This is a genomic window from Novosphingobium sp. GW835-FHT14H07 (genome assembly GCF_058793515.1).
The window spans coordinates 57,880-70,415 of the sequence record NZ_JBXAFX010000015.1; the positions used below are offsets into that span (position 1 = coordinate 57,880).

Genomic DNA, 12,536 nt, shown 5'->3' on the forward strand with positions numbered 1-12,536 from the left:
TCAGGAGAGGATCAGGTCATGCAGCGCCCGTCGCACGTCCCCGCAGATCGTGTGGTCGATATCGACATCTATCTGCCGCCCGGGCTTGAAGCCCAAGGCTTCCATCGGGCCTGGTCTGCGCTTTCTGCCGACAATCCTGCCGTCGTCTGGACGCCGCGTAACGAAGGCCACTGGATTGCGCTGGGCGGCGAGGCCCTGCAGGAAGTCCAGTCCGATCCCGAACGCTTCTCCTCACGTGTGATTGTCCTGCCAAAGTCGGTGGGCGAGATGCACGGCCTCATTCCCACCACCATCGATCCGCCCGAACATCGCCCCTATCGCCAGCTGCTCAACGCCCATCTCAATCCCGGCGCCATTCGCGGCCTGTCCGAAAGCATCCGCCAGACCGCCATCGACCTGATCGACAGCTTCGCGCACAAGGGCCACTGCAACTTCACCGCGGACTATGCCGAACAGTTCCCGATCCGGGTATTCATGGCACTGGTCGGCATCGATGCGGCAGAAGCTCCGAAGATCCGCCACTGGGCCGAATGCATGACAAGGCCGGGCATGGACATGACCTTTGACGAGGCCAAGGCGGTGTTCTTCGACTATGTCGGCCCTCTGGTGGATGCCCGGCGCGAACGTCCCGGCGAGGACATGATCAGCGCCATGCTCCATGCCGATCTTGGCGAAGGCCGCACGCTGAGCCGCGACGAGGCCCTGTCCATCGTCACGCAGGTGCTGATCGCGGGGCTTGACACTGTCGTCAACGTGCTCGGGTTCATCATGCGCGAGCTGGCGGAAAACCCGGCCCTGCGCGCCGATCTGAAGCAGCGCGGCAGCGATATCGCGCCGGTCGTCCACGAACTGTTCCGCCGCTTCGGCCTCGTCTCGATCGCCCGCGAAGTGCGCCATGACATCGCCGATTTCCATGGTGTCGCCCTGAAGGCGGGCGACATGATCGCCATCCCCACGCAAGTCCACGGGCTTGACCCGCGCGTCAATCCCGATCCCCTGGCCATCGACCCCGCCCGCAAGCGCGCCCGCCACTCAGCCTTCGGCTCCGGCCCGCACATGTGCCCGGGGCAGGAACTCGCCCGCAAGGAAGTGGCGATCACGCTTGAGGAATGGCTGAAGCGCATCCCCGAATTCGCTCTGGGCGAAGGCTCCGACCTGTCCCCCGTCCCCGGCATCGTCGGCGCGCTGCGGCGGGTAGAGCTGGTCTGGACTCCTTGAACCGCAAGACCGTCCTGCGTTGATCGTCACCCCGGGCAACGACCCGGGGTCCCGCTTTCTGTGCATCCACGCCCGAACCTAGCGCAACCGCTAGGTTGAGCCGACTCGCGCCTGCGTCCATAAAACAGGCAACACTGCCGGTTTTAATGAAGGCAGTCCCGGAGAGCCTGATGCTGGACGCGATCAACCCCCACGGACTGCCCGAGCCCGCCGTTGCGGATGACCTCGCCGCAATCCGCTGCCCGGACGCCCCGAGCGTCCAGCAGATCGTTGCGGCCGATGCGCTTCCCCCGCCCGCCGTGCTGACCATGGAAGAGCCTGTCTATCTCGGCAGCGAACCGGTCAGCGTGAACCGCTACTTCGACCAGTCGATCTTCGAGTCCGAGATCGAGCGCATCTGGAAGCGCACCTGGCAGTGGGTCTGCCGCGAGGACCACATCCCCGAGCCGGGCGACTACTACACCTACGAAGTCGCCCACCTCTCCTGGGTCGTCGTCCGGCAGGACGACATGTCGGTCCGCGCCTTCGTCAACTCCTGCCTCCACCGCTCGACCAAGTTCAAGCGTGGCGAAGGCGTCGGCTCGGGCGACAACTTGCGCTGCCCCTACCACGGCTGGACGTGGAACAACGACGGTACGCTCGCTTCCGTGCCCTGCGCCTGGGACTTCAGGCATATCGATCCGAAGATGGCCAACCTCCCCGAAGCGCGCGTCGGCCATTGGGGCGGGTTCATCTTCATCAATCCGAGCGCCGAGGGTCCCCAATTAGGCGGTGAGAGCCTCGAGGAATACCTCGCCCCCCTGCCCGAGCACTTCAAGGACTGGGACATCGCCCGGCGCCACGTCGCGGTTCACGTGGCGAAGGAATTGCCCTGCAACTGGAAGACCGCGCAGGAAGCCTTCCTCGAATCCTACCACGTGCTCGAAACCCATCCCCAGCTGCTGAAGGGCGTGGGCGATGCCAACGTGCAGTACGATTGCCATTCGGACCACGTGACCCGGTTCTATGCCGCCAGCGGCGTCAACTCCCCGCACCTCGCCACCCCCCTCAGCGAGGAAGAGCTCCTCGCCACGATGATCCTTGGCGACAAGGATTCCCGTGGCGAGGGCCTCACCGTCGGCCCCGGGGAAACCGCCCGAACCGTGATGGCCCGCCATCTGCGCAAGGTCATGGGCGAGGCCTATGGCTGCGATCTGTCGAAGGTCTCGGACAGCGAGATGATCGACACCATCGAATACCATGTCTTCCCCAACATGGTGCTGTTCCCGGGCCTGTCGCTGCCGATGGTCTATCGCTTCCGCCCGATCGGAACCGACCCTAACCGCACCCTGTTCGAAATCCTGTTCCTGCGCCCAAATCCCGAAGGTGGGCCGGCGCCGGAACCGGCCGAGCCCTTCCACGTCGCCGAGGACCAGAGCTACGCCACCGCTCCCGGCTTCGATCCCGCCATGGGCCACGTCTACGATCAGGACACCGACAACCTGCGCGCCCAGCAGCAGGGCTTCCGCGCCAGCGCGACAGGCGTTCAGCAGCTCGGCAACTATCAGGAATCGCGCATCCGCCACTTCCAGATGGTCGTCGACAAGTATCTGGCGGGCGAAGCCTGATGGCCTTTGACATCGAAGCCCAGTTGCGCGACCTCTGCGCCCGCCGCGACATCCATGATGCGCTGTGCCGCTACATGCGCGGGCAGGACCGTTTGGACCCCGAACTGCACCGCAGCGCCTTCCATGATGACGCCTGGGTCGATTGCGGGCTCATGCAGGGCAGCGCCGACGAGTTTGTCAGCTTCGCGCAAGGGTTCCTCGCCGATCTCGATGGCAGCCAGCACATCATCGGGCAGGCACAGATCAGCGTGCGGGGCGACGAGGCCAGCGGCGAAGTCTACTTCTACGCCTGGCACCGCATCCGCGAGGACGGCGAGCCCAAGGACCTCGTCGTCGCCGGACGCTATGTCGACGAGTATACCTGCAAGAATGGGGAGTGGCGTATCAGTCGCCGCCGCGAAATAGTGGACTGGGCGCGTACCGACCCGGCAGCCGACGGATTCCTTGAAGGCAATCCGCTGGTCCGGCCGGGACGGCGCGGAACGGACTTCAGCCAGACCCGAGACTGGCCGGTCTGAGACAGTATCAGAGGACGCCGAAATGACCGCTCAGGACAAGATTTCCCGCTATTCCCCGGAGTTCGACGTTGCCGTGCGCGGCGACACGATCACCGCTGATCGCTACATCACCCGTGAATGGATGGAGCTGGAGAACAAGCACCTCTGGCCCAAGGTCTGGCACCTTGGCGGCGTGCTGGCCGATCTTGAGGAAGAGGGCGATTTCATCCGCCACAACTTCGGCAAGGAATCGGTCGTCATGGTCAAACAGGCCGACGGTTCCGTAAAGGCGTTCTACAACACCTGCCCCCATCGCGGTAACCGCCTGGTGCTGGGCGATGTCGGTTCCGCCCCGCGCCTGACCTGCGGCTATCACGGTTGGCAGTTCGATCCCGATGGCACGCTGGTCCACGTGCAGGACCCGGACGACTTTGCCGGCGGCAACCCATGCGGCAAGGTTACCCTGTCCGAACTGCGCTGCGACACCTGGGGCCCGTTCGTGTTCTGGTGCATGGACGATGACGTCGCCCCTCTGCACGAATGGTTGTGGCCCTATACCGAGCGGCTCGCCGGCTACAAGCTCGACAACTGGGTGCGCGTGCTCAATGTCTCGGCGGACTGCGACTTCAACTGGAAGATCATCCGCGACAACTTCAACGAGAGCTACCACCTCCCGACGATCCACCCCGAACTTGCCACCTTCATCAACGATGGCCTGCCGACCACCGTGTTCGAGATGTACGAGAACGGCCACAACGCGATGTGGATGATCGGCCACCAGGCCACCAGCCGCAAGGACTACGTGAGCGGCGACGTGCCGCCGGGCCTCTACGAAGCCGCGGAAGCCTGGGGCATCGATCCCAAGGAATACCGTGGCCGCACCGCCGACATCCGCGAGGCCGTGATCAAGGCCAAGCGCGAGCGCGGGGCCGACGCGGGCTACGACTACTCGTCGATGACCGACCAGCAGCTGGTGGACTACTTCCACTGCACGCTGTTCCCGAACCTGACGATCACGATGTCGCCCGAACAGTGCCAGATCCTGCGCACCGAACCGCACCCGACGGACCCCGAAAAGTGCGTGTTCCAGCACTGGTGCCTCTATCCGCCCAACGCGAAGATGGCCGAAGTCGTCACGCCCGTCGGCCCTGCGCCCCTCCGGCACGACGCGATCGCGCGCCATTCGGTCTATGGCGACGGCGTTTCATTGGGCTTTGTTGCGGATCAGGACCTGTCGATCGGCACCACGCAGCAGCAGGGCCTCAATTCGCGCGGCTTCAAGGGCTGCCTGCTGCCGGGCCAGGAAAAGCGCGTCCAGCGGTTCCATGAAAAGCTGAACGACATGGTGCTGGGGCATCCGACGGCAGCGCGGGAGTGATCTGATCACTGGCGCTCCCGCGCAGGCGGGGGCCCCGGTGTTGCTACGGAACGACAGCGTAAAACGACTGAGGCCCCCCGCCTGCGCGGGGGAGCAGGAAGGTTTTGCGCCTTGGAGAGGGACAAGGAATGAGCAACATCACCATCACCCCCGGCCAAACCGGCCCGCACGTCATGCAGGCAGCCTTCATCGTCGAGGACGTGGAAGAGGCGGCAAAGGCGTGGATCGCGGCAACCGGAATCGGGCCGTTCTTCATGGTCCCGCACATCGAACTGGCCGAGGCGACCTATCGGGGCGCACCTTCCGAAGGCATCGACTTCTCCGTTGCCCTCGCCCAGTCCGGCGGCGTGCAGATCGAACTGATCCAGCAGCACTGCGACCGCCCCAGCGCCTATCGCGATACCATCGCCAAGGGCCAGACCGGCTTCCACCATTTCTGCATTTACACCGCCGACTACGATGCCTGCCGCCAGCGCTATGTCGACCAGGGCTTTGCCGTGGCCATCGACGGCAAGTTCGGCGCGATGCGCTTCTGCTACGTCGACACGGTACCGGCGCTCGGCTGCATGATCGAGATTGTCGAAGAGGACTATAACCAGACCTCCGCCTTCACCCGCATCGCGCAGGGCGCCGCCGATTGGGACGGCGTGACCGACCCGATACGGCCCCTGTTCGATTAATATGTTCACGTAATGTTCCAAGCGATGTTTCCCCGGGGAAACATCCAACAAAGATAATAAGTATCTGAAAGGACACGACAATGAATTGCCCTATCGAGGATCGCCTGGCGATTCAGGACCTGATGATCGCCTATGCCCATGCGGTCGATACCGTCAGCGACATCGACGCGGTGCTCGACGTCTTTACCGAGGACGCGGTGTTCGATCTCTCGGGCATTGGCCTGACCCCGCAGGTCGGCCACGCCGGCATCCGCGAGTTCTTCACCAACGTCTTCGCCAACATGGAGCACCACGCCCACTACCTGACCAACTTCGCGCTGACCGGCTACGAAGGCGATACCGCTTCGATGCGCGCCTATGTGATCGGCATGGGCGTGGGCAAGGACGGCCGCGCCGTGACCGTCAACGGTCGCTACTATTTCGAAGTCCGTCGCGCCGGAGCAGGCTGGAAGGCCACGCGCTACACCATGGACTTCCTGATGCCGCTCTCGGGCACGCTCGATAACGCAAAGTAACTTAGAAAAAGCAAGAAAACAAACCCCATCCGGCGCTCGGGGAGATCGCCGGTTACAGGAGCGCTTTACCATGGCCACCTATATCCAGGTCCCCGAAGTCGATGCCCCCTACCCCACCCACGCCAGCGCGCAGTTCCCCGAACCGCGCGGCGATGCCATCACCGGTGACCGCTACTGGTCGAAGGACTTCGCCGCGCTGGAATGGGAGCACATGTGGAAGCGCGTGTGGCACGTCGGCGGGCGGGAAAGCCAGCTCGAGGAAGCGGGCGATTTCATCACCCACAACTTCATGCGCCAGTCGGTCATCATGGTGCGCCAGAAGGATGGCGGCATCCGCGCCTTCCACAATGTCTGCCGCCACCGTGGCAACCGCCTTGTCACCGTTGAGGAAGGCGGCGTGGGCGAGCATTTCACTTGCCCCTACCACGGCTGGAAGTGGAACATAAACGGCGCGCTGGACTGGGTGCAGGACGAAGAGGATTTCCCGCAGGGCTCCCCCTGCGGCAAGTTGCGCATGAAGGAAGTGCCCTGCGAGACCTGGGGCGGCTTCATCTTCTACAGCTTCGATCCCAATGCCGTGCCGCTGCTGGAATACCTCGATCCCATCCCCACGCTGCTCGGAAATCGCGATCTCGCCAGCTGGAAGCGCGTGGTGTGGCGCACGCTGCGGGTCAACACCAACTGGAAGTTCGCTTCCGACAACTTCAACGAAGCCTACCACATCCCTGCGGTCCACCCGCAGTTCGAGGGCATGATCGACGATCACTACTCGACCACCGTGTTCGAAATGTACCCGACCGGGCACAATCGCATGATCGAGAAGCTGCAGCCTTCGAGCCGCTATCAGGACGCGCAGCAGATGAAACCGCTGTGGGCGCAAGTGCTCAAGGAGTGGGACCTCGATCCCGCAGACTTCGAAGGACGCGCACAGGAAGGCCGCCTCGCGCTGCAGCAGGCGCGGCGCAAGCTCGGGCCGGAGCGGGGCTACAAGCACTTCGAAAAGCTGGCCGATGACGAGCTGACCGACCAGTTCCACCACACTTGCTTCCCGAACCTGACGCTGACCGGCACGCCCGAAGGACTCCACGTATTCCGCACCGAACCGGACATGGAAGATCCCAACTGGTCAACCTTCGACTACTGGTATCTTGCGCCGGAAGTGGCCGGGGGCGCGGATGTGCCGACGCTTTATGGACTGCGCCCGTGGAAGGAAGCCGAGCATCAGAGCGGCGACTTTGACGCCTACAGCGCAGAGATCCCGCAGGGCGACTTCCTCATCCAGGATCTCGACGTGGCCGTGACGCAGCAGCAGGGCCTGCACTCACTCGGGCACGATGACGCCTATCTGGCACGGCAGGAAAACCGGGTGCGGCGGTTCCACGAGGTGATCAACGATTACATCGCGGGGCGGCGGTGAGCGCCCCGCAACCATGGCAAGAGACGACGGGAGAAACGTGACATGACCCAGCAAAAGGGGATCGACCGGCGTCAGCTGCTCGCCGGTGCAGGCGTTGCAGCGGCGGCGGCAGCAACCGGCGGCATCGCCACCGCCGCACAGGCCGCAGACGCGCCCGCTTCGGGGTGGGACCATGAATGCGACGTGCTGTGCGTCGGCTCTGGCGCGGCGGCAGGTACGGCGGCAGTCACGGCCCTTGCGGCAGGCGCGAAGGTGATGATGCTCGAGAAGATGCCGATCCTTGGCGGCACCACCGCCAAATCAGGCGGCGTCACGTGGATCTTCAACCACTTCATCTTTCGCGAACAGGGCATCGAGGACCCCAAGGCCGATGCGCTGCGCTACGTCGTGCGCTATGGCTATCCGCGCCAGTACAACCCTAACAGCCCGACGCTGGGCCTTGATGAAAACCGTTACCGCGTGGTCGAGGCCTTCTATGACCATGGCTCTGCCGCGGTAGATCACCTGCGTGAGCTGGGCGCGGTGCAGTTCAAGCAGTTCCGCCTGTTCCAGGTGGACAAGCCCGCCCCGGACTATGCCGACCATCTGCCCGAGAACAAGGTGCCGACCGGCCGCGCGCTGGAACCGGCGGTGGGTTCGGGCTCGACCCAGGGCGGCGGCAGCCTTGCCTCGCAGATGCATGCATATCTGAAGGCCAAGGGCGTGCCGATCCTCACGCGGACCCGCGTTACCCGGCTGGTCAAGGATGGATCGGGCCGGGTGATCGGGGCCGAGGCCAAGCAGGGTGACAAGACCATCCGTATCAAGGCGAACAAGGGCGTGGTCTTTGGCACCGGTGGTTACAGCCACAACGTGCAGTTGTGCGATGTCCACCAGCCCGCCGTCTACGGCTCATGCTCGCTGCCGGGTTCGACCGGAGACTTTATTCCGATCGCGCAGGAAGCGGGCGCGATGATGGGCAACATGGGGCTTGGCTGGCGGACGCAGGTCGTGCTGGGCGAGGCGCTCAAGACGCGCGGGATCGGCCTTGGCGCCTTCGTTCTGCCGGGGGATTCGATGATCCTCGTCAACAAGTACGGCAAGCGCGTGGTCAACGAGAAGCGCGATTACAACGACCGCACGCAGGCCCACTTCTGGTACGACCCGGCGCACGAGGAATACCCCAACCATCTGATGTTCATGCTGTTCGACCAGCGCAGCATCGATGCCTTCGGTGGGGCCTTCCCCTTCCCGGTGAACAAAGCAGAGCAGCCACATCTGGTCGAAGGACAGACGTGGGACGAGGTCTTCGCCGGTATCGACGCACAGCTGGCAGCGTGGCAGGACCGGACCGGTGGCGTGAGGCTCAGCGCAGAATTTGCAGTAAATGCAAAGCAATCCATCACGAACTTTAATGCTTACGCCAAGAAGGGCGTCGATCCCGAATTCGGGCGGGGCAAGTACCTGTACGACCGCGAATGGCACTTGTTGTTCTCGGCGCGTCGGCAAGGCACCAGCCAACCTGAAAACCCGTTCCCGAACAATACGATGCACCCGTTTTCTGCAAAAGGACCTTATTACGCGATCGTGCTCGCACCCGGCACACTCGATACGGCGGGAGGTCCGCAGATCAATGCCGATGCGCAAGTGCTGGCTGCAAACGGGCAACCCATCCCGGGCCTCTATGCTGCCGGCAACTGCATCGCCGCGCCGACGGGCCAGGCCTATCTCGGCGCTGGCGGCACGATCGGTCCTGCGGTGACTTTCGGCTACATCGCCGGACGGCACGCGGTGTCGGCATGAAACAGCTTGCCCTGGGCGGCGCTGCCCTGCTCGCTCTCGCCTTCTCGGCACGTGCTGAACAACTTGCGCCAACCGTCTCGTATCAAACGGATATTGTGCCGATCCTGGAGCAGAACTGTGCAACCTGCCATCTGACCGGCGAAGAGGCAGGGGGCATGTCGCTGGTTGGCGATGCGGCGATCGGCTTCCTTGTCGGCAAGCCTTCGGAAGGGGCGCCTGCGATCATGCGGGTGGCACCGGGCGCCCCGGACAAGTCCTATCTGGTGATGAAGCTGGAAGGTACGCATAACGATCATGGCGGACAGGGCGCGCGCATGCCTTTCGGCGGAGCGCCGTTGAACGAAACCGACATGGCCAAGATCCGCACGTGGATCGCACAGGGAGCTACATCGTGAATCCGAACCTCGTATCGCTTGAAGGCAAGGTCGCCATCGTTACCGGCGCGGGCGTGGGCATGGGCGCGGCAACCGCGCGCCTCCTCGCCGCGCGTGGGGCAAAGGTCATCGTCTCGGACATCAACGCAGACACCGCTGCGGCCACTGTCGCCGCGATCCGCGAGGCTGGAGGCAGCGCCCATGCCGTGCGCACGGACGTGGCCGACGAGGCCCAGGTCGAGGCGCTGGTGGCGGAAACGGTCGCCACGTTCGGCAGGCTCGATTGCGCGGTTAACAACGCTGCGATCACACCCGATGTCCTGCCGATCCATGAAGCTGACATGGCAGTGTTCGACAAGGTGCTGAACGTCGACCTGCGCTCGGTCATGCTCTGCATGAAATACGAGATTCGCCAGTTGCTTGCGCAGGGTTCCTCGGGCTCGATCGTCAATATCGGCTCAGTCAGCTCGTTCCGCCCGCAGCCCAATAACGCGGCCTATGTTGCCGCCAAGCATGGCGTGATCGGCCTGACCAAGACCGGCAGTCTTGAATATGCCGGCAAGGGCATCCGCGTGAACGCGGTCCTGCCCGGCGCGATCGACACGCCGATGCTGCGCGGTGCGCTGGAGACGACCGGCTTCACCGAGGAAGAGTTCGCCCCCGCGCTCAGCCTGTTCGGTCGCTTCGGCAAACCGGAAGAAGTGGCAGAGGCCAGCGCGTGGCTGTGTTCGGACGCGGCGAGCTATGTCACCGGGCACAGCCTTGCGGTGGAAGGCGGCTACCTTACGCGCTAGGCGCTTTCGCGGGCGACTAGGCGGAAGCCGACATCGACCCACCGCTCTGCCGGGGGTTGGTTCGGGCGGTGCTTGCGGATGGCGGCGATGGCCTCGCGCGCGATCCGGGCACCGTCCACCTCGACCGAGGTGATCGTGGGGCGCATCTCCCCGGCGATCGAGCTGTTGCCAAAGCCGACCACGGCAATGTCTTCAGGCACGCGCAGCCCGGCGGCCAGCGCCTCGACGATGACGCCTTGCGCGAGATAGTCCGAGCCGCAGACCACGACGTCGGGCATCTCGGGCAAACGGCGGACCTCGGCAAAGATGCGGCGGGCGTGCCCAAAGCTCGAGGGCACCTGCACGCAGGATTCACTGGGCGGCTCGTGCCCGGTTGCCTGCCATTCCTCGACGAAACCGGCGCGTCGCATATTGGCGCGTGCACCTTCGGCGGTGACGACATGCGGACGGCGATAGCCGCGCGACATCAGGAAGCGTGCGATGTCACGCCCGGCGGCATGGTGCGAAAAGCCGACCGCCATGCCGATGGGGTCTTCAGGCAGGTCCCACATCTGGATGAACAAGGCCGGGCTGCGCCGCACCATGGCATCGACCTGCGGCGTGACCGGCCCGGTGAAGATGATCGCGTCGACCCGGCGGCTGAGGGCCGCGCGGATCAGGTCCTCGGTGCGCTTCTCCGAAACGCCGGTCAGGCCGAGCATGACCGTTGTCCCTGCTGCTGAAAGTTCTTCGACCATGGCCTGGATCGTATCGTTGAAGATCGAGTCGGTGAGATACGGAATCAGCACCGCGACCATCTTCGACCGGCTCGAGGCCAGACCGCCCGCCAGCAGATTGGGAATGTAACCGGTTGCAGCGATCGCAGCACGGATGCGCTCTGCCGTACCCTTTGCCACGACCTCGGGATTGTTGACGAAGCGGCTGACGGTCGCGGTCGATACCCCGGCCATCAGAGCCACATCGTCCAGGGTCGGCGTCTTGTCGATCGGTGCGCTCATCCCGCCCACGCTAGCGCGATCCCGGCCGATGATGCAATCGCTCTCTTTTGCCAGATCAGGCGAACCGCAGTGGCACGGATAGCGCGCCGATCTCTGGCCAGCGGCTGACCGTGACCGGCCCGGAAAGTTCGAACTCGCTGGTTGCGCCCAAGATTTCCTCGAGCGCGACGCGCAGCTGCATGCGGCCCAGATGAATGCCCGGGCAGTTGTGCGGGCCGCGCCCGAAGGCAAGGTGCTGGGCGATGTTGGGCCGATCCAGAATGAACTCGTCAGGGTTGGGGAACACGGCCTCATCCCGATTGGCCGAGGCATAGATCAGCGCAATCGCCTCGCCCGGTTCGATGGTACGACCGCCGAGGTCCACCGGGCAGACAGCGGTTCGCGCAAAGCCGCGATAGGGCGTGTACAGCCGGAGAAACTCTTCTATTGCCGCGGAGATGAGCGAAGGGTCACACCGCAGTTTCTGCTGCAGCGCCTTGTCACGCGAGAGATGCACGCAGATGTTGCCGATCATCACCATGGGCGCGACCATGCCGACGACAAGGACCTGCCGGACGGTGCCGACCAGCAATTCGTCGGGCAATGGCTCGCCTTCGTGCCGCGCCTGAAGCAGCGCGCTGGTGGGATCGAGCGCCGGATCCTGCGGGTGTTCGTGGCGCAGCGCGATCAGGGCGCGGGCCATGTCATAAAGGCGGAGCGAAGTCTCCTTCATCACCTCGGGCTTGTTGGAATGCACGGCAAGGATGAAAGCGCGGCCATTGTCATGGAGCGTATCGAGCCAGTCCTCGGGAATGCGCATCCATTCGCCGAACACGTGAACCGGAAGATAGCTGGACAGTTCGACGCAGATATCTCCGCCTCCCCGGGACACCATCGGCGCCAGCAGGGCACGGGTCAGTTCGCGGGCACGCGGGGCGAAGGTTTCGGCCCGATCGAGCGAGAGCAGGGGATTGAGCGCCTTCCGATATGGCGTGTGCTCGGGCGGATCGAGGTGCAACGGCGGCCGGCGCCCGGTATAGGCGACTTTCGGAATCACATTCTGGACCGAGGTGATGAAGGTGGCAGAATCCGACGCCACACGCTTTACGTCTTCGTACCGCGTCACTGCCCAGAAGCTGCCGAGGCCTTCTGTCCAGGCAACTGGGCACTGCTGGCGCAGGCGCGCATATTCGGCATGGGGGCTGTCAAAGTCTTCCGGAAGTTCCGGATCGAAATCCTGCAGGCGATCGGTCATGATCGGTTGCATAAGCACGCATTCAAGCGCATGCAAGCGCTA

The 12,536-nt window shown here is 64.1% G+C and carries 12 protein-coding genes; 10 read left to right on the forward strand and 2 right to left on the reverse strand.

Annotated features, from left to right (window positions below; genetic code table 11):
- Positions 1-18: 18 nt before the first annotated feature.
- The 10 genes from AC1Q5P_RS14365 (at position 19) to AC1Q5P_RS14410 (ending at position 10,262) form a co-directional block, all read left to right on the forward strand.
- A complete protein-coding gene (locus AC1Q5P_RS14365) occupies positions 19-1,218 on the forward strand; it encodes a cytochrome P450 (RefSeq protein WP_492519276.1) in 1,200 nt (399 codons plus the stop codon).
- 146 nt (positions 1,219-1,364) lie between these two features.
- Positions 1,365-2,825: an aromatic ring-hydroxylating oxygenase subunit alpha gene (locus AC1Q5P_RS14370; RefSeq protein ID WP_492519277.1), complete on the forward strand. Its 1,461-nt coding sequence runs from the start codon at positions 1,365-1,367 to the stop codon at positions 2,823-2,825.
- Positions 2,825-3,343, forward strand: a complete 519-nt coding sequence (locus AC1Q5P_RS14375) for a nuclear transport factor 2 family protein (RefSeq protein ID WP_492519278.1) — start codon at positions 2,825-2,827, stop codon at positions 3,341-3,343. Before AC1Q5P_RS14370 ends, AC1Q5P_RS14375 begins: the two co-directional genes overlap by 1 nt.
- A gap of 22 nt (positions 3,344-3,365) precedes the next feature.
- Positions 3,366-4,700 carry an aromatic ring-hydroxylating oxygenase subunit alpha gene (locus AC1Q5P_RS14380; RefSeq protein WP_039336767.1) on the forward strand — a complete coding sequence of 445 codons (1,335 nt, stop codon included), beginning with the start codon at positions 3,366-3,368 and terminating at the stop codon, positions 4,698-4,700.
- Between the two features lie 128 nt (positions 4,701-4,828).
- Entirely contained in the window at positions 4,829-5,380 is a 552-nt protein-coding gene (locus AC1Q5P_RS14385; RefSeq protein WP_492519279.1) for a VOC family protein, read from the forward strand.
- Between the two features lie 80 nt (positions 5,381-5,460).
- Positions 5,461-5,895, forward strand: a complete 435-nt coding sequence (locus AC1Q5P_RS14390; RefSeq protein WP_039336769.1) for a nuclear transport factor 2 family protein — start codon at positions 5,461-5,463, stop codon at positions 5,893-5,895.
- Positions 5,896-5,965: 70 nt separating this feature from the next.
- On the forward strand, positions 5,966-7,312 hold the full coding sequence (locus AC1Q5P_RS14395) for an aromatic ring-hydroxylating oxygenase subunit alpha (protein WP_492519280.1): 1,347 nt from the start codon (positions 5,966-5,968) through the stop codon (positions 7,310-7,312).
- 42 nt (positions 7,313-7,354) lie between these two features.
- Positions 7,355-9,094: an FAD-dependent oxidoreductase gene (locus tag AC1Q5P_RS14400; RefSeq protein ID WP_492519281.1), complete on the forward strand. Its 1,740-nt coding sequence runs from the start codon at positions 7,355-7,357 to the stop codon at positions 9,092-9,094.
- On the forward strand, positions 9,091-9,489 hold the full coding sequence (locus tag AC1Q5P_RS14405) for a c-type cytochrome (protein WP_492478407.1): 399 nt from the start codon (positions 9,091-9,093) through the stop codon (positions 9,487-9,489). The genes AC1Q5P_RS14400 and AC1Q5P_RS14405 overlap by 4 nt, the downstream gene beginning before the upstream one ends.
- On the forward strand, positions 9,486-10,262 hold the full coding sequence (locus tag AC1Q5P_RS14410) for an SDR family NAD(P)-dependent oxidoreductase (RefSeq protein WP_492478408.1): 777 nt from the start codon (positions 9,486-9,488) through the stop codon (positions 10,260-10,262). Before AC1Q5P_RS14405 ends, AC1Q5P_RS14410 begins: the two co-directional genes overlap by 4 nt.
- On the opposite strand, the gene AC1Q5P_RS14415 is transcribed toward AC1Q5P_RS14410, so the two are convergent.
- Together AC1Q5P_RS14415 and AC1Q5P_RS14420 are read right to left on the reverse strand one after the other, a co-directional pair.
- On the reverse strand, positions 10,259-11,260 hold the full coding sequence (locus tag AC1Q5P_RS14415; RefSeq protein ID WP_492478409.1) for a LacI family DNA-binding transcriptional regulator: 1,002 nt from the start codon (positions 11,258-11,260) through the stop codon (positions 10,259-10,261). The two genes, AC1Q5P_RS14410 and AC1Q5P_RS14415, sit on opposite strands and share 4 nt — an antisense overlap.
- A gap of 55 nt (positions 11,261-11,315) precedes the next feature.
- A complete protein-coding gene (locus AC1Q5P_RS14420; RefSeq protein ID WP_492519282.1) occupies positions 11,316-12,494 on the reverse strand; it encodes a cytochrome P450 in 1,179 nt (392 codons plus the stop codon).
- Positions 12,495-12,536: the final 42 nt, after the last annotated feature.